Genomic DNA, 20,810 nt, shown 5'->3' with positions numbered 1-20,810 from the left:
CCATGGTACTTTCAGAGCTGTCCATAAAACGGCCGGTCTTCGCAGCGGTGATGATGCTGGCCCTGGTGGTGCTGGGAATCTTTTCCTACCGCCGGCTGTCGGTGGAGATGTATCCCAACGTGGAGATACCGGTCATCTCAATCGTCACCAAGTTTCCCGGAGCTTCGCCGGAAACGGTGGAACGGGAGGTCTCCAAGCGGATCGAGGAAGCGGTGAACCAGGTGGCAGGGGTGAAGCACGTCATGTCCTTCTCCCGGGAAAGCGTTTCCACGGTTGTGGTCGAGTTCAGGCTGGAAGAGAAGCTGAACGACGTGGCCCAGGAAGCGCGGGCGAAGATTACTTCCATCCGCGGCGACCTGCCCACAGCCACGGAAGAGCCGATCATCCAGAAGCTGGACTTCAATGCCATGCCGGTGGCGGCCCTGGCGGTGCAGTCGGAAACGCTGCTCCCGCGGGAGCTGACGGTACTGGTGGAAAAGAGGGTCAAGAAGCGCTTCGAGAGCATTGCCGCGTCGGCAAGGTTGACATGGTCGGGGGACAGAAACGTGAGGTCAACGTGGAAATCGACCCGGCCCGCCTGGATGCGGTGGGGCTGGGGGTCAACGATGTGGTGGACGGCCTGCGGAGCGAAAACACCAACGCGCCCCTGGGACGGTTGACCCGCGGCGGCGCCGAATACCCCCTGCGCATGGAAGGAAAGCCGGAACGGGCCGACGATTATCGGCAAATGGTCATCGCCCGCAGTAACGGCAGGCCGGTAACCCTTGCAGAAGTGGCTGCCGTCGGCGACGGGGTCGAGGAGAAACGGCGGCTGGCGCTGATCAACGGCATTCCCGCCATCGGCCTGGATATTTACAAGCAATCCGGGGCAAATCAGGTCCAGGTGGTGGACAACATCAAGAAGATCATGGGCAAGGTTGAAAAAGACCTGCCGCCGGGAGTGAAGCTGTCCCTGGTCCGCGATGGCTCCATCATGACCCGGGACTCCCTGGCTGACGTGAAGGAGACACTTCTAATCGGCGGTATCCTCACCATCGTCATCGTCTTCTGTTTCATCAACTCCTGGCGTTCGACGGTCATTACCGGCGTCACCCTCCCCATCTCGGTCATTTCCTCCTTCATCGTCATGAATGCAATGGGAATGACGCTCAATGTCATGACCTCATGGCCTTGTCGCTGGCCATCGGCCTGTTGATCGACGATGCCATCGTCGTCCGGGAAAATATCGTCCGGCACCTGGAGCACGGCAAGGACCACATGGAGGCCTCCCGCTTCGGCACCGCCGAGATCGGCCTGGCGGTCTTCGCCACCACCATGTCAGTGGTGGCCGTCTTCGTGCCCGTTGCCTTCATGAAGGGGATCGTAGGCCGCTTTTTCTTCCCCTTCGGCATCACCGTCTCCTTTGCGGTGCTGGTATCGCTGTTCGTCTCCTTCACCCTTGACCCCATGCTCTCCTCCCGCTGGCACGATCCCGCCATTACCGCCCGTGGTCATCGGAAAGGATTGGCAAAATTGCTTGAAACCTTCAACGACTGGTTCGACTATACCGCAGACAAGTATCGTAGCGCCATCGGCTGGGCTCTCGATCACCGCAAAACAGTCATGGCCTCGGCCTTCGTCGCCTTTATCGCGGGACTGGCCATCTTTGCCACCCTGGAATCCTCTTTCATGGCCACTGAAGATAACGGAGAATTCCAGGTTTCCTTCAAGACAGCCCCCGATGCAAGCATGGCCGAGACCGAAAACCGCCTCGGCCTGGTCCTTGACCGGATGAAGAACATCCCGGAAATAGACCATACCTATGCCACCATCGGCGCCGGCGACAGCGGCACGGTCCGGGATGGGCTCGTTTACGTGAAACTCAAGGAAAAACAGGAGCGCACGCGAAAACAGCAGGAGATTCAGCAGGTGGTGCGGGAACGCCTCCGGCAAATTCCCGGCATCACCTTCTCCATCGAGATCGTCGGCAGCATGGGAAGCGGCAAGCCGCTCAATGCCAATCTCAAGGGGGAGGACATCGCCGTCCTCAAGGGACTTGCAGCCAAACTGAAGGAGGAGATGTACAAAATTCCCGGTATCGTCGATATCTCGGCAACCCTGGAACACGACATCCCCGAGTACCGCCTGCGGGTGGACCGGGAGCGGGCACTGTCCGCCGGTGTGTCCACCAACGACATCGTCGCCTCCCTGGGCCGTCTGGTAGGGGGGGAAGCAATAACCACCTATGAAGATGAGGACGGCGATGCCGTCGACGTGCGGGTAAGGCTGCCTGAAAACCTGCGGCAGAACCCGGGGCAGGTACGAGACCTGAAAATTTCCGTCCCCGACGGAGCCGGCAGCACCAAGCTGGTGCCGATGTCAGCGATCACCACCTACGAGGTAGCAGCGACCCCCAGCGAAATCAACCGCCGTGACCTGTCGCGCCAGGTCACCGTCAGCGCCAATCTGGACAATCTCCCCATCGGCACGGCGGTAAAAAAAGTGGAAGCGGCAGCCAGCAATATCCGGATGCCTCCCGGATACTCGGTCAACTTTTCCGGGGAGGCGGAAGACATGGCTGAATCATTTGGCTACATGGGAGAATCGTTGCTTTTGGCGGTGCTTTTCGTCTACCTGATCCTTGCCGCCCAGTTCGAGTCGTTCCTGGAGCCGCTGGCCATCATGCTTTCCCTGCCCCTCTCCATTGTCGGCGTGGCCGGCATGTTGAAACTGACCGGCGATACCGTCAATATCATGTCTCTGATCGGCCTGATAATGCTCATGGGCTGGTGACGAAGAACGCCATTCTGCTGGTGGATTATGCCAAAGTCCTGCAGCGGCGGGACGGCATGCCGCGGCGGCAGGCGGTGATCGAAGCGGGACGGACGAGGCTGCGCCCCATCGCCATGACCACACTGGCCATGATCTTCGGCATGCTCCCACTCTTCTTCGCCCTCGGCTCCGGTGCGAGGGGCGTGCTCCCATGGCTCGCACCGTCATCGGCGGGCTGCTGACCTCAAGCCTTCTGACCCTGCTGGTGGTGCCGGTGGTCTATACCGTTGTCGACGACCTGGGGGCATGGCTGAAGCGGAAGTGGAACAGGGAGCATGGGCAGAGTCCGGACGCCGGAGACCCGACGGCAGGAGAGGCCCGGAGAGTAGCCGGCAAAGTAATCAGGCTGTTTCCCGGCAGAAGGTTTTTCAGGGGACTGCTCGGTGCGCTCTGCCTGCTCTGCGGCTCGGTGGTCCTTGCGTCCCTAGCCAATGCGGAGGTACAGACGCTGACCCTGGAGCGGGCCCTGCAGATCGCGGCGGAAAAGAACCGGGACATTGAAAAGGCGCGGGAATATTTCAATCAGGTGGAAGGACGGTATGTGGAGGAGCGGGCAGCAGCCCTGCCGCAGCTTGCCCTGAACGGCACCGTCGCCCGGGACTGGGACGACAGCCAGAGCGCCTTCTTCGGCGTCTCGGGAGCACAGGACAGGCGAAGCGCCGAGTTGAGCGCCTCCCAGGTGCTCTTCTCCTGGGGCAAAGTGGGAGCTGCCATCCGCGCCGCAAAGATCGGCCTCAAGACCGCGGACGATCAATTGCGCCTCTACCGTCAGGCAGCAGCCCGTGACGTTTCCGCCACCTTCTATAACGTCCTCCTCGCCCGGGAACTGAACGCCTTTGCATCGCAGAACCTGGAACAGAAAAAACGCCACCTGGATGAAACCCGCAAAAAATACACTGAAGGGATTGCCACCGAATACGATGTGCTCGCTGCTGGAGTGACCGTCGACAATGCCCGCCCGGAGGTGATCCGCACCGAGAACCAGATCCGCACCGCCAGCCAGGAACTCCGCTACCTGCTTGCCCTGGACCATGAGGTTGAGGTCAGCGGCGCCCTTGATGCGGCAATAACGCCACATGCCACGTATGAGGAAGCTATCGCCGTTGCCGAAAGAAAGAGGCCGGAGCTGGCCGATCTGCGCCACCGCCGGGGGATGTACGAGGAACTGGTAACCGTTGCAGCAGCCGACAACAAGCCTCGCCTGGATCTGAAGGGAAGCTATGGCTGGAAACAGCTGGAGATTGGAGTAAACAAGGCGGACGGCTTTGCCTGGAGTGCGGGGATCTACCTGAGCTTCCCCTTCTTCGACGGCTTTCGCACCAGTGGCAAGACGGCCCAGGCCGAATCAACCGTCAGAAGTCTCAGGATCGACGAGGCAAAGCAGTTGGATGCCATCGCCCTGGATGCGCGGAATGCGGTCAACGCCCTGGCCGAATCGGAAGAGATCGTAAACGCCCTGTCGGGGACGGTAAAGCAGGCAGAAAGACTGCTGACCATGGCGGAAAAGGGGTATGAGCTAGGGGTAAAGATCCGCCTGGAGGTGGAGGATGCCGAGCTGAACCTGCTGCAGGCCAAAAGCAATTTTTCCCGGGCGAAACGGGACTACCTGGTGGCAGGGTCAACCTGGACTGGGTAATGGGGGTGCTGGGTGAATGACCTGAACTGGCCATCCCATATGGCAGGGTAACATGGAGTAACTGTTCAGTGCGCCTGCAGCGGAACATGCCTGCCCAAGGCTTCCAGAGTCCTTATCGCTTCTTCGGAACCGTTTTTCGCTGCCTTGACAAACCACCTGATGGCTTCCCTCCTGTTCTGCTTCACCCCATGGCCATGGAAGTACATGAGGCCCAGACTGAACTGGGCTTGATCGAAGCCCTGGTCGGCTGATTTGCGGTACCATTTGACTGCTTCCTTCCAGTCCTGCTTGATGCCGTCCCCCTGGTCGTACATGTGCCCCAGGTTATACTGGGCATCGGAGTCCCCCTGGCCGGCGGCCTTGCGAACCATTTCACAGCCTCTTTTTTGTTACGTTCCATCCCCCTGCCGTAATAATAAAGAATGCCCAAATTGAACTGGGCTTCGGCAACACCGCTTTCAGCGGCCCGGCAATACCATTTTGCCGCTTCCTTTTTACCTTCGGCACCACTGTCATCCCTGTCATAGTAAAAACCCACCTTGAACTGGGCCTTGGCGTGTTTCTGTTCGGCGGCACGACGGAACCACTTCAGCGCCTCCTTTTTGTCGGCTTCGACCCCTTCCCCCTTTTCATACATGGTGGCAACGGCAAACTGGGCAGCTGGCTTCCCCTGCTCGGCCGCCTTCAGATACCAGCGGGCAGCTTCTTTTTTATCCGGCTCCACACCCAGCCCCTTGTCATAAAGCTGGGCGAGGGTCAACTGGGCTGTGCCATGCCCCTGTTCTGCGGCCTTGCGATACCACTTGAAAGCTTCAGCTTCGTCCTGTTTGACGCCGTCGCCACGGCTGTACATCTGGGCCAGGTTGTACTGGGCCGTCACATGCCCCTGATCGGCAGCCTTGCGATACCACCTGGCGGCCTCCTTCCGGTTAGCAGGGGTGCCCTCCCCCAGTGCATACGAGAGGCCAAGGGCATACTGGGCCTTCAGGAAACCCTGGTCCGCAGCCTTGCGATACCACTTCATCGCTTCAGAGGGGTTCGGTTTTCTTACCCCTTTCCCTTCCGCATACATAAGGCCGATCTGATACAATGCCTTTGGGCTCCCGTCCGTCCTGAACTCACGCATGGCCGTGGCGAAATCACCATCATTATAGGCACGAAGCCCTGATTCGTAATCGGCCAGGACAGCTGTTGCGCAAACAATGCAGATTAAGATGGTCAGCGTGACTGTGATCCTGCGACGTACCATTTCAGCCCTCCACAGCTTGAAATGAATTTTCTGCAACTATTGCAAATCCCATGTCTGTGGTCAACAGATTAATGCCTCCGGAGACGAAGATGGCGGCTGTTCCGCAAAATCCATTGACACTGAATATCCGATAGCGTATGGCTCATATTACCAGTAGTTTCCACCCGGAAACTCCGGATGAAAACCAGGAATATTCGTGCCACAGGGGAAGATCTCTCTATGCATATGGCGGACGCATTACTGTCTCCGGCTGTCGGTGGAACCATGTGGGGGACATCGGCCATCACCATCGCCTACTGTTCGGCAAAAGTGCGGAAAAGGCTAGATGAACGCAATGTGCCGCTCATGGGGGTGCTCGGCGCATTTCTCTTTGCAGCGCAGATGATCAACTTCACCATTCCGGGAACCGCTCCAGCGGCCATCTGGGGGGTGGGCTTTTACTCTCGATCCTTCTGGGATCCCTTGGGGCATTCCTCTCCATTGCCTCGGTGCTCGTGGTCCAGGCCCTGTTCTTTGCCGACGGAGGATTGCTGGCTCTCGGCTGCAACATCTTCAACATGGGCTTTTTCCCCGCCTTTGTTGCATACCCTCTCATCTACAAGAAGATCCTCGGCCGCGATCCCGGGCGTTATCGCATGACAATGGCCACCATGATTGCCGCCATTGCCTGCCTGCAGATGGGGTCCCTTGCCGTGGTGCTGGAAACTTTTTTTTTCAGGCATTTCAGCCCTGCCGTTTCCCACTTTCGTGCTGCTGATGCAGCCCATTCATCTGGCCATAGGCATTGTCGAAGGATTCGTCACCCTGGCAGTGGTGTCATTCATTTACAAGGCCCGACCGGAAATCCTCGAAAATGCCTTCAGCGGGCAACCTGCAGGTAATCATCCGCTACGTGATATTCTGCTGGCCTTCATGGCAGTGGCCATCATAGCCGCCGGTGCCCTCTCCTGGTTCGCTTCAAAAAATCCTGACGGCTAGAATGGGCCATTTTCAAGGTAACGGGCAAGGAAGAGCTTGCGGGGCCGAACCTGGGGCTTCACGGGGCACTGGCCCGAATTCAGGACAAGACCGCCCTGCTCCGTGATTACTCCTTCAGTAAGCCTGCGGAAGAAAGAAAAAACCCGGGGGAAACAGGGGCGAAAAAAGAGAAGAGCGACCGTAAGGCTGGTACCAGCGTTGCCGGGCTTGTGGGCACCCTGATCACACTGGCATTTTCCGTGGTGATCGTTTTTTTTCTCAAACGTCGCAAGACGTCCCGACCCGGGTAAAACTTTTAATTCATGCTGCTTTTGACACTGCTTCCTGCTCGCAGGCTGCCACCAGCCTTTCATATCTGGTTGTAAAGCCCTCGGCAATCCGCGCTTCGGCAGCCCCATACCCGGCAATAATGGCATCACGGGCAGCTTCTGGCAAAAGCCTTTCCGCAAGCGGGTAGAGAACGGTGTCCTCCTTGCTAATGTGTTCCTTCAGGAGTTGCACATAGGCCAGGGCGTTTTCGGCAATTGCTCCATCCCGCTCCCTTTCCCCCGCCATGGCCGCCATGGCCGCCTCTTCCATTGCCTTCACGTAAGCCCTTCCCTGGTCATGCTCCATGAGCATGGCCGCCACCGGGCTGTTTTCTCTGGGCATGCCGTTTTTCACCAGTGACTCGAACAGCACGTCCTCCTCTTTGGCATGGTGGTAGCGGTCGGCATAGTTCCTGATGAAATCCACCCCGTCGAGATAAAAGCGATACTCTTTAAAAGTCCCGGCGGCAGTGGCTCGGGCATTCCTTTCCAAAATCGCCAGCATGCGCAGAATCAGCTTGTGCTCAGCAACCAGTGCCTGCGTAATATCCCTTTTCATCTCAGTTCCTCCTCTCGCCGTCAACACCGATGATGACCGTCTCCAGCGGAATATCCTTGCCCGACTGCTGCAACGCCTGCTTTACCATTACATCGAGCCCGCGGCAGCATGGGACTTCCATGATGGCCACGGTGATGCTTTTCACCCCATTGGCGCGAAATATCGTTGCCAGTTTTTCCACATAGGCACCCGTATCATCCAGTTTCGGACAGGCTATAGCCAATGCCTTCCCCTTCAGCAGGTCGCTGTGAAAGCTGCCCAGGGCAAAGGCAACACAGTCGGCCGATATGAGAATATCGCTGTTGTTGAAGTATGGTGCGGTTGGAGGCACCAGGTGCAGCTGCACCGGCCACTGCCGCAGTTCTGAAACGGCTTTTTCCGTTGCCACAGTCTTTGTCTCTTCTCTCTCGATGACCCTTGCCATGCTGCCGGGGCAGCCACATCCCAGATTACTCATGTCCGTCTCCTTTTCTCTGATTGATGATTTATTTATGCGGCGTTCTTTGCCAGATACCCGTTTATCTCTGCTTCGATGCGCGCTTCGTCTTCCCTGGAAAGACCATGGATGGAGACCACGTCCTTCAACAGGCAAATGCCCACTTTGCAGGTGACACAGCCGATCTCGAATCGGTTCAGAATTTCACCTATCTCCGGATAGGTCTGAATCACATCCTGAATTGCCTTGTTGCCCAAGTCGTTGTTGAATTCCATCTGGCGCCTCCCTCTCTTTGATGACTCTCAGCATACGGCATCAATGGAAGGAAGATTATGACCTGGGTCAAAAAATGTGGGTTTGAGAGAATTGAAAAAAAGGGACCTGTACAGAAGGAGAAACGACCACCTGGGGAAGGAGAGCGGTTAGCGCAGAATTCATATTACACTTAGTTTACATATTTAAAGAAAAGGAGCAGGGATGGATTTGCGGTGCAGGCCACTCGGGCAGCATGGCCCGATATTGGCTTCAACGCCCGGTTATCTTGTAGATATCTCCGCTTGCCAGATCGGCCACATAAACATTGCCCACTTCATCTTCGCCGAAGGTGGAAATCTTCAGGGAGGTCTTTAAGAGCAGCTTTTTCTCCCACTTGCACCGGTGCGTCTCAGCCCCCAGATCCTGCCGCTGCAATAATCGCCATAGAAGTAGATCCCCACAAGGGAAGGAGATTCTTTGCCACGGTAGACGAAACCGCCGGTGATCGAGCAGTCACCCTCAGAATGATCATACTCCGCCACCGGCAGTGTCAGGCCTTTTTTGGAGCAATCTTTCTTTTTAAAGCAGTGGGAGCCTTCCGTTATTCTCCAGCCATAATTTTCTCCCCCTTTGCTGGCGGCCGGCTGGAAGTCCACCTCTTCGTAGAGGTCCTGTCCCACGTCGGCAATGTAGAGATCTTTTGTCTCGCGGTCGAAGGAGAAGCGCCAGGGGTTGCGCAGGCCGTATGCCCAGATTTCATTCCTGAACGGATTGCCGGGGGGGATCCGGTAGGGCGACACCCCCGACTCCACATCCAGCCGCAACATCTTCCCCAGAAAAGTATCGAGACGCTGGCCGTTGTTGCGGGGATCCCCGGCACTGCCGCCGTCGCCGAAGCCGATGTAGAGAAAACCGTCGGGGCCGAAGGCGAGCTGACCGCCGTTGTGGTTTCTGAAGGGCTGCGTGACACGGAGAATGATCTGGGCCGTGGAAGGTTCGGCAATATCTCCATTGGCGCCTACCCCATAGCGTGCCACAGTCGAATTGCCGATGCCGCTGTGATCGGTGTAGTTGACGTAGAAATGACCCTTTTGCTTGAAACCGGGGGGAAAGGCGATGCCGAGCAGCCCCTGCTCGGAGCCTGAAGACTTGACCAGCTTCTCGATCTCCAGAAATGGCGCCGGCAGAATTTTCCCATCCCTGATGATCCGCACCCGGCCGCTTTTCTCCAGGATAAAGAGTCTGCCGCTGCCGTCTGCTCCATTGGCGATATCGGTAGGCTCATCAAAACCGGAAGCGTACTTTTTCAGAGTGATGGAGGGGAAAGGGGCGGCTGCATGGGCAGGGCCGGCGGCATCTGCAACCTCAAGCGCTAGCCACAGGAAAAGCACCAGGAAAAACATGCAGCTGACCATCATTAACCTTGCCGAGAATCCCATCGCCCCCCCCTGATTGTCATGTCTGTTCCGGCTGGTCCCAAGATAATTCTAACCTTCCCGGTTAAGGATGCAATGGCTGCTGGTGGGGTATTCTGTCATGGAAGAATGGAGGATAACAAGGTATGGCCGTCGGCCCGGCGGTACGGTCATCATGGAGGGTTTGTCGTGGGGTATATTGCCGGTATATTACTTGCTCACCTGGTTGCGCCCCTTGCTCTTTGCCCGGTAGAGGGCTTTGTCTGCCGCCTTTATCACATCGTCCGGCAGGCGCAGGCTGTCGCTGCTCTCTGCTACGCCGATGCTGATGGTAACCGAGACCGTTTTGTCGCCATGGCCGGCATTGCGTTTCTTTTTTCCATCCTCCGCCTTCTTGGGGCGGTCCTTGCTGCGGATCGACAGCTCGTAGGCGCTGATGGCACTGCGCACATCTTCGAGAAAAGGTATGGCATCGCCCATTTTCCGGCGTGGAAAGACAATGGTGAATTCTTCGCCGCCATAGCGGAAGGGCCGCCCTCCCCCCTTTACGGCGCCAATTTTTTTCGCCACCATCTTCAGCACCTGATCCCCCACATCATGGCCATGGGTGTCATTGAAGATCTTGAAGTGGTCCACATCAAGCATGGCAATCGTGTACTGCCGTCCCATGGACAGCATTTGCTCGTTGAGGGCGCGACGGGAGGGAAGCCCGGTAAGATCGTCACGGAAAGCCATGTTGTGGGAATCCTGAAGAACGCTCACCGCAAGGATAAACGCTGCAGCGGCAATGAAAACCAGGGGGAAATCGCCAACGGTCAGAGTGTTGAAGGCAATGAAGACCGCAACCAGGGCGCCGAGCAAACCGCTGTCGATGGGGGATTTGTGGATCACCACCCGGTACAGGACCAGGAAAAAGCCGATGATGGCAACCAGCCATGCAACCTGTGGAACCGGGGAGTCAGAAATAAAGGGGATGTCCAGAAACGGGCGGGAGAAAAATAGCGGCACCTGGCCATAGTCTTCCCGGTATCTGATGATCCAGGCGACCGCTGCCAGCTGCATGGCAAGAAACGCAAAGCGCATCCTTCCCGACAGGGTGAAGACCCCCCGTTCCCTCACATGGCAGAAGATGGTGATATTGAGAGGAATAAGCAGGCAGAGAAACTGGAAGACGACACGGGGAAGAAAGTCCGAGAGCCCATGCTGGAGATAGGTGCGAAAGAACCAGTAAAAGCCGGCCAGGAGCAGCAGCACGAAAAAGGCCCGCCCCCTGCTGAAGGCGAAACTGAGTACCAGGCCGGTGCCAATGAACAGATAAGGGGAAAGCAGGGCAAGCTCATGCTGCGGGGGAGGCAGGGCCGCAACATGGGGAATCGCCAGGTAGGCCATGACAAGAAGGATGACGGAAGGGGCTAAAATGGTAAGCTTTTTCAGTGCGGCAACCGTCACCAGTGTCATCTCCTGCCATGATTAACATATGCACAGATTCAATACACTGTTGTGCGGCAGCATGTCAACACGATTAACAGGAACCGGCACCAGAGCCACTTTGGATGAAAAAGGATGGTGGGTCGATGAATTCTCCGCGACAGACCGGGCAACGCCCCGGCTTCTTCAGGCGCTCTCTTTTTCTGAAGACAAACCCGCACTTGCGGCAGACAGCAGGTGTCACGGCCAGATGAAGATTCTGCTGTGCAGCTGTATATGCTCTAGATGGTCGTAGATATCCTTTTCGCCGATGCCGGTCTGCTCGGAAATCTCCCGGGCGGTCAGCTCATTTTTCTCCAGGAGGGCGATGATGGCATGGCGGACGGTTTCATGCTGCTCCACCGGAACAAAGGGTTGGCTCGCCTTCGGCTTTCTTCTTATCTTGTATCACCTTCTTTCCCTGGAATATCCTCCATCCCGATTCGGCAAATTCCATCAGGCCATCCAGGGTGCGCTGGTAAAAACGCTTGACCGGCATCTGGTTGACGAGGATCAGACCATCTTTGCGCTCCAGGCTCAACCTGTCCCCCGGCGCCAGGCTGGCGATGCTCTGGTAATGCTCGCCGCCGATGCCGAAGAGGAAGGTATAGCGGCCACCGTTCATGCGGCAAGACACCAGCATCAACGTATTGAGCGGCTGCCCGGTTTTGTAGTCGAAGCGGGTGGTGGAAGTGACGTAGCTACCTTCGACCGTCTCAGTGCCGGACAGAAGGGCATCTATGGTGACCTGCTTGGGTTTCAGCGTACCCAGGGACGGCAACCCCCACGGCTTGTATGGCTGGCAGGGACGGTGGCGAAAATGTGAAACCCGCTCCAGCAGGATCACCACATTGTTGTTGATGGGGCCGCCGATGGAATGGGAAAGGCCTGCCTGGAAGCCCCTCTCCAGAATCAGCCGGTGATTTTCCACCACCTGGATCATGCCGGTGGCCCCCAAGGGATGGCCGCGCCCCTTCAGTCCTCCCGTAAGGTTGGTGGGGAATCGGCCCCGCTCGCCGGTGAGGCTGTCATCGAAGAGGCCGTCCAGAAGCCGCGTCCGGGGGATAATACCCAGATCCACCATATTGATGGGACCGAAGCCGTTAAAGGGATCGTGCATGTTCACATGCAGCTTTCCGGCGAAGGTGGTGATGTCCTTGATGCCGGCCATGCCATAGGCAGCGGCCGCCGCCCGCACCGTCGCCGGGAATGACTGGAAATAGCGACGGTCGGCGATGGTCGGTATGTCGGTGGCGCTCCCCACGCCGGTCACCATGACCTCCTGGGGGCGAGCCGTGAGGATGACCGCCGCCACCCCGTCGGACATGGGGCAGAAATCGTGGTAGCGCAACGGCCACCAGTACATGTAGTTCTTGCCGTTGACAATCTGCCGGTAATACTCATCCACCGGAATCTGGAAATTGAGATGGGCATCGGGGTTGCGGGCGGCAAAGCGATGGGCCGTTCGGTGAGCATGGCCGAGAAGGCCGTCCATTCCTCCTCTGAGAGATTCAGGCGCTGCATGAGAGACCGGGCACCAGTGCGCCGCAGGCAGGCATGGACAGGCCGAACTCCGCCTCGTCCCGGTCGATGACCCCGGCGACAATCTTGGTGGCATCCAGGTGGAGACGTCGCTCATCTTCTGGATGCCCATGGCCAGGACATGGTCGGAGCGCCCCGAGGCAATCTCCATGTAGGCGTTTTCAAAGGCAGATGCCCCCGACGATGAGGCGGTATCGATCAACACCGACTTGGCGCCGGAAATGCCCAGCACCCCGGCCACCTTGGCGGCGGTGTTGTCCACCCCGGAAAATGCCCCCGGATTCTGGCTCCCCACGACGACGGCCTCAATATCCCTGGGGCGAACCGGGCTGGATGCAAACACAGCCGCCGCCTTTTCCGCCAGTTCCAGAAAGGTGCATGCCTCCCGTTCCTTGCCATTGTACCGCCCCACCGGCGCCATATACGACGCCGCAATATAGACCCTGCGCGGATGAAAAGCTGTTTTCATGGTCGATCCCTTCCCCATTGGCTTTGCGAAGTGTGAATCACATTGTAGCCGATGGGAGGAGATATGCAATTTCAGGCAGGGCAGATGTTTGACACGGCGCAGCTGGCGGGGCATCGTGCAGATGCTTTTAGCTAATCGAAATACAGGCAGAAAGTGGCTCTGATCCTTTGACAATAATTAAGATCGGGTTTATATTGCGCGCTAATGGTGGGTTTTACCTGAGCTGGGGTGCTCAATGATCATGAACTGCACATTCCGACAGGAGTTCAACGACCCAGGCATTGATACTCTTGCCGTGAGCGGCGGCTTGTGCAGCGAGGCGCTGATGCAGAGCAGGAGGGATTCTCAAATTGAATTTCCCGGAGAAGTGTTTGCGCGGCTCAACCCCATCTTCGGCACACATATCGAGAAAGGCTTTGAGGGAAATTTCGCCCTGCTTCCGAAGATCGTCAACAGTGCCGGCATAGAAATCCGCACCACCGTTGATCCCAACAAATTCCCCCCGGAACATGTCGATTTCCGGGTCATAGGAAATGACTGCATCATAGCCGTTGATAGTCATATTGTTCATGGGTTGACTCCATTTTCTTCAAGCCATTTGCGTATGGCGGCGACAGCTCCCTTGTCCGTATTCGGAGTAGGATGCGGGCGGTGAAATACTCTACGATCTCCAAAGAGACGAATACCAACGCGTGAACCTTCTCGCTCGGTGATCTCGGCCCCAAGCTCTTTGAAGAGAGCCACAATATCAGGCCATTGAATGTTTCCCGGGACGGGGTGAGTAAAGATCGATGCCAGAGTTTTAAGGTGTTTTCGTCTCACCAGTTTTTAGTACTACGATTTAGTACCATTGTCAAGATATCGTCCGAAAAGTACAACTATCGGCGGGCCGGGCGGCTGACGCAAAGAGGGAGAAGGTATTGGTTACTAGCAAACCAGCAAATAGAATGCCCCCTATTCCGCTCCAGCTCGCGACCCCGTTGGACACAAACATAGGGAAAATATGAACAAAAAAGTCTTCATAAGCCATATTTCAAAAGACACTGAATTTGCTCGGCGTCTTGCATCAGATTTGCAGAAAGCGGGTATCGATGCTTTTGTCTATCGTGATGCCATAGCCCAGGTGAGTCGATTGTTGAGAAGATTGGTTCAGCTATTTTAGATTCGGATGCATTCGTCTTAATCCTTTCTCGCCAAAGCTCTGCAAATCCATGGGTCAGCACAGAGATAGCACTTGCTAGAGCTCGACGTGAGAAGGGAGTTAAGCACAAAATCATTCCAATTGTTCTTGAGAAAGATATAGATATTCCGTTCTTTTTGAAGGATTTATTATACCTAGAAATGACAGACGATGGAAAATATAAGCAGAATCTACCACTATTAATAAGATCTATTTTGCAAACAGACCAATCTAACATTGATATGACTCAAGCTCACAAAGCAAGGCAGGAAGTAACTAATGCGCAAGAACAAATTTTGATTTGGGAAAAGGAACTGTATGAACTAAAAAACAATGCCAAACAAATGTTAATGACTCAACAGGCACGTTTTGCTGTTGTTACATCACTTATTATGGTTCTAGTCGTTGCATTATTCTTGTCATTTACAAAAATTACTTTTGCAGTGTTAATAACAACTGCTTCAACTTTCTTCGCTGGGCTTATCACCTCGCTTATTTATTCTGCAAAATTAAGAAAGAGAGATATTGAAAGAATTGAAATGCAGATGCAGTCTATAGAATCAATTATAGAGAAAATGAAGTCAGGTCCGGGGGTGTCAAATGAATAAAGATGACTTCCTTCCGGTCATTTTCGAGCGTGAGGCAGAGAAGCTACGGCAAGAAAAAGAGACTTTTGACCAACGGAAAACACAAGAGAATCTTTGGTTCACTCTGAGACTGGTGATGGGCTACTCTGCAGTATTTCTTCTTGGAGTGATAATGGTTGTATCATCATACATCGTATTTAAGCACTCTGAATTTCCGCCTGAAGTTGTTACGGCAGCTGGAGCTGCTCTTTTCGGAGATGTTCTTGGCCTTATAGTATGTGTGTGGAAAATTGTTCTAAATCCGAATTATATGACAAAGCTTGAACCTGCAACTTCTACAATTAATTCATATGACGGCATGTTGGTCAGCGAAAATAATGGCTCGAAATCCAATGAAGGAGACGGCCAGACCGCAGAGCTGTGAGGCTCACCAGCCAGCCGTTGGGTGGGTCAGCCTTGGGTGCATGGTCATATTTCAACGCCGGTTCACACCGAAGAGTGAATCAGCCGCTGTAAGGAGGTATGTCGCAATGGGTATGACGTTTAATGGAAAACCTTTCGATCCCAAAGACTTCACTGAAAGTCTCATGAAATCACTTATGGAGAAGGCTGCCGAGCAAATTCGCGAGAAAGTATGCGCTATCCGACATCCGGAAACGGGAGAGTTCCCGACCGTAGTCTTCTCAGGTACGTCACTTGAAAACATGTCCTACAAGATTGAAGGCTCACCTGAATTACTGGCATTGGTACACGAGCGCTTGGATCTTACTACTGTCGATACCTCCGCTCCCAAGGCAAAAATACCCTATGTTGTTTCTTCTCCTCCGATCGCATTTATGAGTTACGCATGGGAAGATCGAGAGTTGGCCGGTCAGATTGCTCACCTGTTACAAGGGCGTGGTGTTGAGACTTGGTGGGCAGAATGGTGCCTAAAGGCTGGCGATAGCTTACGTCAGAAGATAGACGAAGGCCTTGGCACCTGTACGCATTTTATCGTGCTTCTGACACCCAACTCACTAACGAAGCCGTGGGTCAATCAGGAGATGGATGCCGGCCTGATGCTCAAGCTCCAATCAAAGGTGACATTCATCCCACTCCGGCACCAGCTTGAAGTAAAAGAACTGCCGCCACTCTTGCAGGGCATGCTTTCACCCGTCGTAACTGACTCAGACAAGGATGTCGCTCAACTCGTCAACGATATATATGGTGTGACGAAAAAACCAGTTCTTGGCCAGGCACCTACGGTTGTGGCAGAAATCAAAACCTCCACCGATTCTGGGTTTTCGCCCGCAGCCAACGCTGTCGCCAAAGTGTTTGTTGAGAGAACTAAGTACGCGCGGAAATTTGATCCGTGGCTTGAAATCAATGACCTCGTGGCTGCAACTGGGCTCTCAGACGAAGATGTCCAAGATGCCGTGCATGAGCTGCACGGAATGGTGCATGCCGATCACTATGGCAAAGTTCACCCGGAGGCCGAGCTATTCGTGACCTTCGACCGCTTTTCGATGCCGTGGGACCCAAGTGAGGACGCTCTGAAACTGGCGGTCGACATGCAGAATTCTGATGATTTTCCTGAAGACCCAAACGCGATTGCTGAGATATACGGCTGGGAGGCAAGGCGTTTGAATCCCGCGATGGCCTACCTTATAAACCGGAAGCTTGTGAAAGAACTCAGCCATTTATGCATGGGAGACTGGCTTACTGCATCAATAGAGCGCACGCCAGCGACTCGCCGTTTCGTGAAAAGTCGCTCCTGAACGCGTTTTATGGATACAGGAATCCCCAACCAGGCAGCGGCAGCCGGTCTCCGCTTCGCTCCGCCACTGCGCCCCACGACGTTCGCGCAAAGAAAGGAAAGATAATGGCAAAGAAAATAATAGTATCCCTCTTTATTACCCTGATAACACTCCTGCCTGCCATGGCTGCCGAGAAAGGCAATTCAAAACAAGAGGAGGATACATTCAGAAGTCCAACGGCAGGGTTCTCAATAACTAAACCAAAAGGCTGGGTCTTTGCCACTACTGACCAGATCGCTACCAATCGTGCTAATGTGCGATTAAAAGATAAAGAGCTAGAAGAACAGATGAGGCAAAGGGCTAGCGCTCCCTTGATAGCGATAATGAAATATGAAGAACCATACGACGATCTTAATCCAAGTGTGCAAATCCTACTTCGCCCGCTTGGTCAACTAGAAGACAAGTCTGCCCTGGAGCTTATGAATTTAGTGATCCCGTCAATGCAACGTGCAATGGTTGATTTCAAGTCCGTCGAAAATATAAGAGAGACAGTTGTTGGTGGTCAGAAGGCTGCCTATACCAAATCCAAGTACACCGTTAGCAACGCCGAAGGAAGGACGTTTCCGACCTTGAGCAGACTTTGGCTTATTCCTCGTGGCAAGTTCATGTTTATGTTGAGCATGTCAGGCCATCAGGAGGGTCCGGATGTATCAGAAAAAGAATTCGCAGAGATACTTAAGTCCATCAAGATTGACAATTAAAAACGCGAACAACGAGCTCCACTGGATCGCTTCGCGCCCCGTGTTCCTTGAGCCGTTGTGTTACAACAATAAAGTCAAGAGAGAGACATCTATAATGAAGCGATTGAAAAAATTTCTGTACTGGTCGGCTACTTCGGTTCTTCTTTTGGCACTTATGCTCTTTGCTCTGATCTACTGGAGCATGCGTCCAACAAGGGGAATACCAATCAAGAAATATGCAGTTCCACGTGCTGCACTTCTCATCATTGATATCCAGGAAGATTACACGGGACCCCAAGCTAAGAAGCGGTACCATGACGGAGACCGAATTGTGAGGGTCTCTAACACCTTACTTGCACAGGCTCAAAAAAAGGGACTTACTGTTGTTTATATAAAAAATGTGATCGATAACCCAATCATGTCATTTTTCACAGACGGGATCAACGCTCCTGGTTCCCCTGGAACGGACATGGACCACCGCCTCATCAAAGTCCCCATGGCCATCACCCTCTCCAAGAATCGGCCGGACGCGTTTTCCAACCCCGAGCTTGACGCTTACCTTGCAGAAAAGCAGATAAGCCAATTATTAATCACGGGCTTGGACGGGGCTTACTGTGTGAACGCCACAGCCCGTGGCGCCCTGAATCGCCGCTACAAAGTGACGCTCTTCCAAGATGGTATCGCGACGGAAAGCAGCAAAAGCATTGAAAAGCTGGCACGGAAATGGGGTGAGGCTGGAGCTCAAGTCAAGGCAGGGTCTGAGATCAGCCCCTGAAAATAGGGAGATGATGTCAGGCTTTGCATCTGGTGATTTGCAGGAACCCGGACTACTTAAGCAGCGAGCAATTCCTTTATAATCTCCGGCTTTTTGATGGCAATGGTGATAAGAGACTTCGCCGCGCCTGATGGCGTCCGGCGTCCTTGCTCCCACTCCTGGAGAGTTCGGAGCGACACACCGAGCATTTTTGCGAACTCGCTCTGTGAAAGGCCGATTTTTTGACGAGCGGTAGCTATTGGAGAAACTTCAAGGGTGGAAACACGCCCGACCTTGCCCGCCTTAATGTCTCGTACGGCCTGGAGCAGTTCTTCACCAATATTACGATTCGCATCGCGTGCAAGCAGTTCTTTTTCATCGAATGACATGTTCCATCTCCTCTTTGAGTGCTTTGAGAATGTGGCCGGGAATGCTGTCAACAGCGCTTTTAGCATAAATCAGAAGTAACCAGATTTCGCCTGCTTCTGAACGGGCAAAATAAAGGACTCTCACACCACCACTTTTACCGGTGCCACGGCGGCTCCAGCGAACCTTGCGGACTCCACCGGAACCGCGTACCACATCGCCTGCATTTGGGGTGGCAGTAAGGAACGCCTGAAAAACCCGGTATTCGTCGTCTGTCAGATAATCATGGACCTGCTTGGTAAATAGCGGTGATTCGACGAATGTGACCATAGAGTCAATATACGGCAATGACGTATAAAGTCAATCTATAATTGACGGAAACTGGCCAATGAAGCGCAACACAGGTCAAGCAGGTTTGCTCTCAGCCATTGCCAGATGGGGTCATGTCAGATGGGCTGGTAATTGAAGGAAACTGGGCCAGATTTAGTTTATGCTCCTGCCTGGAATACATAGGGCTTCTTTCTGCTTCGCCCCCAGCCTTATTGAGTTATCCAACCCCCAATAGTCGCAACAATGAAAAACTTGAATAACCCCGAACTTTAAAAACACGGAAACCACCATGAACATACATGGTGCGGGTCTGGATGTCTTTGCAGTCGAGCCGCTGGCGACCGATTCCCTCCTGTGGCATGAACCGGACATATTGATCACCCCCCATTCCAGCGCCATCAGCCAGGAATATATCGACCTCTTTATCGAAGAGCTGCTTGGAGCCCTACACGGCAAATGACCCTTGCCAGCCATAAGCAGCTCTGCTATTTTATGCCTTCAATTTACGGGAAAAGGACAGGTAACAATGTCGATCAAGATGAAAAATATGGTGGTCTTTGTTCTCGACCTGGAAAAGGCCAAGCAGTTCTATAAGGATCAGCTCAAGCTGCCCCTGGTGCAGGAGTCGCCGACCATGATGGAGTTTTTTCCCGGCGGCGGACCTACCCTGGGCGTGGCGCTGGCCATGCACGATGCAGCGAAGCCACTGGCAGGGCGGCATACAGGCATTACCCTTACCGTTTCGGATATCGAGGCGCTGTGCAAGGAGCTTACTGCCGCGGGCGTCCAGTTTGCCGAGCCGCTGGAGCGGACGCCATGGGGTAAGATGGCGGTGGTTACAGACCCTGACGGCAACCAGTTCGCCCTGGTCGAAGGGTAATACTGTGAAAATCATCGATAAAAACTTGCTGGACGGCCTGACCCATGAAGCCCAGGCAAACCCGAGGCTCAGAAAGAACTACAACCTGCATCCGACGGACGATTTCTGCTGCCACCGGCTGCTCAATGCCATCGAGCCCGATTCTTACATCCGTCCCCATCGCCATCTTGACCCGGTCAAGGATGAGTCCTTCGTCATCCTCAGGGGGAAACTGGGCATCTTAACCTTCGATAATGCCGGAAAAGTGTTGCAGACTACCATTCTCGACACGGCAACCGGAACGATCATTGCCGATATCCCCACGGTGTTTTTCATACGGCAGTGAGCCTTGAACCAGGGACTATTTTCTTTGAAGCCAAAGCGGGGCCATACCAGCCCCTGGCCGAAGGGGAAAAAGCCCCCTGGGCTCCGGAAGACGGGACTTCCCCGGCGGAAAACTATCTTGCCGAGCTGAAGGCGCTCCTCTCCTAACGATGATACTGCGCATCATTCTCATAACCATCTGCTTCGGTCTCTCTGTCCAGACCGCTCTCGCCGCCATCGCCCCCCCGCGGCCGTTCAGCGGCGAAGGGCTTCTGGTAATCCGTCCTTTCCCTTCCCGGAGCAGCGAGCCATGCTGTACCCTCCCCATATATGGAGAGCCTGGCGTTGAGAGAATAACAGACCTGGAAAGAAGTGATCTTCCATCCCTTACCCCTGTCATTCAGGGCCGGACCGGCGAATACTCCGCTGCCGTGACTGGTAAAAAGGGAAATTGGCTGCACATCGTCTATGACGACGCAGGACGCGAAGGGTGGCTGGAAAGCTCCAGGGCCTGGGAGTACGTCACCTGGAACCATTTTCTCAAAGGGCGGGCGCAAAACTTTTGCCCGGGCTGAAAAAAGAATTCTACCTGCTTCGCCACGATCCCTCTGCAACTGCGCCGCAACTGGAGGTTCTCTCCAGGCAGAAGAATCTGCGCATCATCGATGTCAGGGAAGACTGGGCACTGGTTCTGGTTGACCTTACCGCATACGGATGGCTGCGCTGGCGCGATAATGACGGACGTTTTACCATATCCATCGATGAAAAATTCGACCCACAAAAACATTGACTGGATACCTGGTCTGTGT

The 20,810-nt window shown here is 54.6% G+C and carries 25 protein-coding genes and 4 pseudogenes; 15 read left to right on the top strand and 14 right to left on the bottom strand.

The features are described 5' to 3' along the window. The first annotated feature begins 2 nt into the window (after window positions 1-2). Window positions 3-2,993: pseudogene (locus JCM15764_RS23480) on the top strand (efflux RND transporter permease subunit). Then, window positions 2,963-4,447 (top strand): TolC family protein, encoded by a 1,485-nt coding sequence (locus JCM15764_RS23470; RefSeq protein WP_243688903.1) that lies wholly within the window; start codon window positions 2,963-2,965, stop codon window positions 4,445-4,447. Before JCM15764_RS23480 ends, JCM15764_RS23470 begins: the two are co-directional and overlap by 31 nt. Window positions 4,448-4,512: 65 nt before the next feature. Here the strand turns inward: JCM15764_RS23470 and JCM15764_RS23465 are convergent, their stop codons facing one another. Beyond that, entirely contained in the window at window positions 4,513-4,761 is a 249-nt protein-coding gene (locus tag JCM15764_RS23465; RefSeq protein ID WP_243688902.1) for a tetratricopeptide repeat protein, read from the bottom strand. 86 nt (window positions 4,762-4,847) lie between these two features. Next, window positions 4,848-5,519, bottom strand: a pseudogene (locus JCM15764_RS23460) (tetratricopeptide repeat protein); the annotation flags it as partial. Window positions 5,520-5,915: 396 nt separating this feature from the next. Here JCM15764_RS23460 and JCM15764_RS12485 point away from each other — a divergent pair. After that, window positions 5,916-6,964, top strand: a pseudogene (locus JCM15764_RS12485) (energy-coupling factor ABC transporter permease). Between the two features lie 10 nt (window positions 6,965-6,974). Here JCM15764_RS12485 and JCM15764_RS12480 read toward each other — a convergent pair. Genes JCM15764_RS12480 through JCM15764_RS12470 form a run of 3 tightly spaced genes read right to left on the bottom strand, consistent with a single transcriptional unit; the run spans window position 6,975 to window position 8,252 of the window. Continuing rightward, the gene (locus tag JCM15764_RS12480; RefSeq protein WP_054696141.1) at window positions 6,975-7,541 is read right to left on the bottom strand and encodes a hemerythrin domain-containing protein; all 567 of its coding nucleotides are present in this window, start codon (window positions 7,539-7,541) and stop codon (window positions 6,975-6,977) included. 1 nt (window position 7,542) lies between these two features. Continuing rightward, complete coding sequence (locus JCM15764_RS12475) at window positions 7,543-7,998, bottom strand: hypothetical protein (RefSeq protein WP_054696137.1); 456 nt, start codon at window positions 7,996-7,998, stop codon at window positions 7,543-7,545. Between the two features lie 32 nt (window positions 7,999-8,030). Further along, window positions 8,031-8,252 (bottom strand): hypothetical protein, encoded by a 222-nt coding sequence (locus JCM15764_RS12470; RefSeq protein ID WP_054696135.1) that lies wholly within the window; start codon window positions 8,250-8,252, stop codon window positions 8,031-8,033. A 202-nt stretch (window positions 8,253-8,454) separates the two neighbouring features. Between JCM15764_RS12470 and JCM15764_RS23455 the strand changes: the two genes are divergently transcribed. Further along, window positions 8,455-8,607 carry a hypothetical protein gene (locus JCM15764_RS23455; protein WP_243688901.1) on the top strand — a complete coding sequence of 51 codons (153 nt, stop codon included), beginning with the start codon at window positions 8,455-8,457 and terminating at the stop codon, window positions 8,605-8,607. On the opposite strand, the gene JCM15764_RS12465 is transcribed toward JCM15764_RS23455, so the two are convergent. The 7 genes from JCM15764_RS12465 to JCM15764_RS23450 form a co-directional block, all read right to left on the bottom strand. Further along, a complete protein-coding gene (locus JCM15764_RS12465; RefSeq protein WP_243688900.1) occupies window positions 8,604-9,671 on the bottom strand; it encodes a PQQ-dependent sugar dehydrogenase in 1,068 nt (355 codons plus the stop codon). The genes JCM15764_RS23455 and JCM15764_RS12465 overlap by 4 nt on opposite strands. A 186-nt stretch (window positions 9,672-9,857) precedes the next feature. Continuing rightward, complete coding sequence (locus JCM15764_RS12460) at window positions 9,858-11,105, bottom strand: GGDEF domain-containing protein (protein WP_243688899.1); 1,248 nt, start codon at window positions 11,103-11,105, stop codon at window positions 9,858-9,860. Window positions 11,106-11,169: 64 nt separating this feature from the next. Beyond that, window positions 11,170-11,319, bottom strand: coding sequence for a hypothetical protein (locus tag JCM15764_RS29835; RefSeq protein WP_439645297.1), 150 nt, complete (start codon window positions 11,317-11,319; stop codon window positions 11,170-11,172). Then, the gene (locus JCM15764_RS26785; RefSeq protein WP_279384429.1) at window positions 11,316-11,477 is read right to left on the bottom strand and encodes an ArsR family transcriptional regulator; all 162 of its coding nucleotides are present in this window, start codon (window positions 11,475-11,477) and stop codon (window positions 11,316-11,318) included. Before JCM15764_RS26785 ends, JCM15764_RS29835 begins: the two co-directional genes overlap by 4 nt. Next, window positions 11,464-13,125, bottom strand: coding sequence for a thiolase family protein (locus JCM15764_RS12450; protein ID WP_243688898.1), 1,662 nt, complete (start codon window positions 13,123-13,125; stop codon window positions 11,464-11,466). Before JCM15764_RS12450 ends, JCM15764_RS26785 begins: the two co-directional genes overlap by 14 nt. A gap of 232 nt (window positions 13,126-13,357) precedes the next feature. After that, window positions 13,358-13,696 carry a type II toxin-antitoxin system HicB family antitoxin gene (locus JCM15764_RS12445; protein ID WP_054696132.1) on the bottom strand — a complete coding sequence of 113 codons (339 nt, stop codon included), beginning with the start codon at window positions 13,694-13,696 and terminating at the stop codon, window positions 13,358-13,360. Further along, entirely contained in the window at window positions 13,693-13,869 is a 177-nt protein-coding gene (locus JCM15764_RS23450) for a type II toxin-antitoxin system HicA family toxin (RefSeq protein ID WP_243688897.1), read from the bottom strand. The genes JCM15764_RS12445 and JCM15764_RS23450 overlap by 4 nt, the downstream gene beginning before the upstream one ends. Window positions 13,870-14,253: 384 nt before the next feature. Here JCM15764_RS23450 and JCM15764_RS12440 point away from each other — a divergent pair. From JCM15764_RS12440 to JCM15764_RS12420, 5 genes and pseudogenes are all read left to right on the top strand, one after another. Continuing rightward, window positions 14,254-14,913: pseudogene (locus JCM15764_RS12440) on the top strand (toll/interleukin-1 receptor domain-containing protein); the annotation flags it as partial. Then, complete coding sequence (locus tag JCM15764_RS12435) at window positions 14,906-15,316, top strand: hypothetical protein (protein WP_054696127.1); 411 nt, start codon at window positions 14,906-14,908, stop codon at window positions 15,314-15,316. The pseudogene JCM15764_RS12440 and the gene JCM15764_RS12435, both read left to right, overlap by 8 nt. A gap of 106 nt (window positions 15,317-15,422) precedes the next feature. Further along, window positions 15,423-16,649 carry a toll/interleukin-1 receptor domain-containing protein gene (locus JCM15764_RS12430; RefSeq protein WP_054696124.1) on the top strand — a complete coding sequence of 409 codons (1,227 nt, stop codon included), beginning with the start codon at window positions 15,423-15,425 and terminating at the stop codon, window positions 16,647-16,649. 104 nt (window positions 16,650-16,753) lie between these two features. Further along, a complete protein-coding gene (locus tag JCM15764_RS12425; RefSeq protein ID WP_054696121.1) occupies window positions 16,754-17,389 on the top strand; it encodes a hypothetical protein in 636 nt (211 codons plus the stop codon). Further along, window positions 17,334-18,143: a cysteine hydrolase family protein gene (locus JCM15764_RS12420; protein ID WP_243688896.1), complete on the top strand. Its 810-nt coding sequence runs from the start codon at window positions 17,334-17,336 to the stop codon at window positions 18,141-18,143. Before JCM15764_RS12425 ends, JCM15764_RS12420 begins: the two co-directional genes overlap by 56 nt. 56 nt (window positions 18,144-18,199) lie before the next feature. Here JCM15764_RS12420 and JCM15764_RS12415 read toward each other — a convergent pair whose 3' ends face one another. Both JCM15764_RS12415 and JCM15764_RS12410 read right to left on the bottom strand, forming a co-directional pair. Next, window positions 18,200-18,511 carry a helix-turn-helix domain-containing protein gene (locus JCM15764_RS12415; RefSeq protein WP_054696118.1) on the bottom strand — a complete coding sequence of 104 codons (312 nt, stop codon included), beginning with the start codon at window positions 18,509-18,511 and terminating at the stop codon, window positions 18,200-18,202. After that, a complete protein-coding gene (locus tag JCM15764_RS12410; RefSeq protein ID WP_243688895.1) occupies window positions 18,498-18,818 on the bottom strand; it encodes a type II toxin-antitoxin system RelE/ParE family toxin in 321 nt (106 codons plus the stop codon). Before JCM15764_RS12410 ends, JCM15764_RS12415 begins: the two co-directional genes overlap by 14 nt. A gap of 289 nt (window positions 18,819-19,107) precedes the next feature. Between JCM15764_RS12410 and JCM15764_RS23445 the strand changes: the two genes are divergently transcribed. The 6 genes from JCM15764_RS23445 to JCM15764_RS23435 all read left to right on the top strand — a co-directional run bounded on the left by JCM15764_RS23445 (window position 19,108) and on the right by JCM15764_RS23435 (window position 20,791). Beyond that, window positions 19,108-19,278, top strand: a complete 171-nt coding sequence (locus JCM15764_RS23445; protein ID WP_243688894.1) for an NAD(P)-dependent oxidoreductase — start codon at window positions 19,108-19,110, stop codon at window positions 19,276-19,278. A 66-nt stretch (window positions 19,279-19,344) separates the two neighbouring features. Continuing rightward, on the top strand, window positions 19,345-19,698 hold the full coding sequence (locus tag JCM15764_RS12405) for a VOC family protein (RefSeq protein WP_054696112.1): 354 nt from the start codon (window positions 19,345-19,347) through the stop codon (window positions 19,696-19,698). Window positions 19,699-19,702: 4 nt separating this feature from the next. Next, window positions 19,703-20,023 (top strand): WbuC family cupin fold metalloprotein, encoded by a 321-nt coding sequence (locus tag JCM15764_RS12400; RefSeq protein ID WP_243688893.1) that lies wholly within the window; start codon window positions 19,703-19,705, stop codon window positions 20,021-20,023. Then, on the top strand, window positions 20,020-20,169 hold the full coding sequence (locus tag JCM15764_RS23440) for a cupin domain-containing protein (protein ID WP_243688892.1): 150 nt from the start codon (window positions 20,020-20,022) through the stop codon (window positions 20,167-20,169). Before JCM15764_RS12400 ends, JCM15764_RS23440 begins: the two co-directional genes overlap by 4 nt. A 2-nt stretch (window positions 20,170-20,171) precedes the next feature. Then, entirely contained in the window at window positions 20,172-20,576 is a 405-nt protein-coding gene (locus tag JCM15764_RS12395; RefSeq protein WP_243688891.1) for a hypothetical protein, read from the top strand. Beyond that, a complete protein-coding gene (locus tag JCM15764_RS23435; protein ID WP_243688890.1) occupies window positions 20,564-20,791 on the top strand; it encodes a hypothetical protein in 228 nt (75 codons plus the stop codon). Before JCM15764_RS12395 ends, JCM15764_RS23435 begins: the two co-directional genes overlap by 13 nt. Window positions 20,792-20,810 lie beyond the last annotated feature (19 nt).

This window comes from Geotalea toluenoxydans JCM 15764 (assembly GCF_001311985.1).
GTDB lineage: Bacteria > Desulfobacterota > Desulfuromonadia > Geobacterales > Geobacteraceae > Geotalea > Geotalea toluenoxydans.
This window is presented reverse-complemented; position numbering and strand designations above follow the sequence as displayed.

Bases quoted from the DNA above. Each gene is read 5' to 3' on its own strand.
- JCM15764_RS23470 (WP_243688903.1), top strand. From the start codon at position 2,963: ATGGCTCGCACCGTCATCGGCGGGCTGCTGACCTCAAGCCTTCTGACC.
- JCM15764_RS23465 (WP_243688902.1), bottom strand. From the start codon at position 4,761: ATGTACGACCAGGGGGACGGCATCAAGCAGGACTGGAAGGAAGCAGTC.
- JCM15764_RS12480 (WP_054696141.1), bottom strand. From the start codon at position 7,541: ATGAAAAGGGATATTACGCAGGCACTGGTTGCTGAGCACAAGCTGATT.
- JCM15764_RS12475 (WP_054696137.1), bottom strand. From the start codon at position 7,998: ATGAGTAATCTGGGATGTGGCTGCCCCGGCAGCATGGCAAGGGTCATC.
- JCM15764_RS12470 (WP_054696135.1), bottom strand. From the start codon at position 8,252: ATGGAATTCAACAACGACTTGGGCAACAAGGCAATTCAGGATGTGATT.
- JCM15764_RS23455 (WP_243688901.1), top strand. From the start codon at position 8,455: ATGGATTTGCGGTGCAGGCCACTCGGGCAGCATGGCCCGATATTGGCT.
- JCM15764_RS12465 (WP_243688900.1), bottom strand. From the start codon at position 9,671: ATGGGATTCTCGGCAAGGTTAATGATGGTCAGCTGCATGTTTTTCCTG.
- JCM15764_RS12460 (WP_243688899.1), bottom strand. From the start codon at position 11,105: ATGACACTGGTGACGGTTGCCGCACTGAAAAAGCTTACCATTTTAGCC.
- JCM15764_RS12450 (WP_243688898.1), bottom strand. From the start codon at position 13,125: ATGAAAACAGCTTTTCATCCGCGCAGGGTCTATATTGCGGCGTCGTAT.
- JCM15764_RS12445 (WP_054696132.1), bottom strand. From the start codon at position 13,696: ATGAACAATATGACTATCAACGGCTATGATGCAGTCATTTCCTATGAC.
- JCM15764_RS12435 (WP_054696127.1), top strand. From the start codon at position 14,906: ATGAATAAAGATGACTTCCTTCCGGTCATTTTCGAGCGTGAGGCAGAG.
- JCM15764_RS12430 (WP_054696124.1), top strand. From the start codon at position 15,423: ATGGGTATGACGTTTAATGGAAAACCTTTCGATCCCAAAGACTTCACT.
- JCM15764_RS12425 (WP_054696121.1), top strand. From the start codon at position 16,754: ATGGCAAAGAAAATAATAGTATCCCTCTTTATTACCCTGATAACACTC.
- JCM15764_RS12420 (WP_243688896.1), top strand. From the start codon at position 17,334: ATGTATCAGAAAAAGAATTCGCAGAGATACTTAAGTCCATCAAGATTG.
- JCM15764_RS12415 (WP_054696118.1), bottom strand. From the start codon at position 18,511: ATGTCATTCGATGAAAAAGAACTGCTTGCACGCGATGCGAATCGTAAT.
- JCM15764_RS12410 (WP_243688895.1), bottom strand. From the start codon at position 18,818: ATGGTCACATTCGTCGAATCACCGCTATTTACCAAGCAGGTCCATGAT.
- JCM15764_RS23445 (WP_243688894.1), top strand. From the start codon at position 19,108: ATGAACATACATGGTGCGGGTCTGGATGTCTTTGCAGTCGAGCCGCTG.
- JCM15764_RS12405 (WP_054696112.1), top strand. From the start codon at position 19,345: ATGTCGATCAAGATGAAAAATATGGTGGTCTTTGTTCTCGACCTGGAA.
- JCM15764_RS12395 (WP_243688891.1), top strand. From the start codon at position 20,172: ATGATACTGCGCATCATTCTCATAACCATCTGCTTCGGTCTCTCTGTC.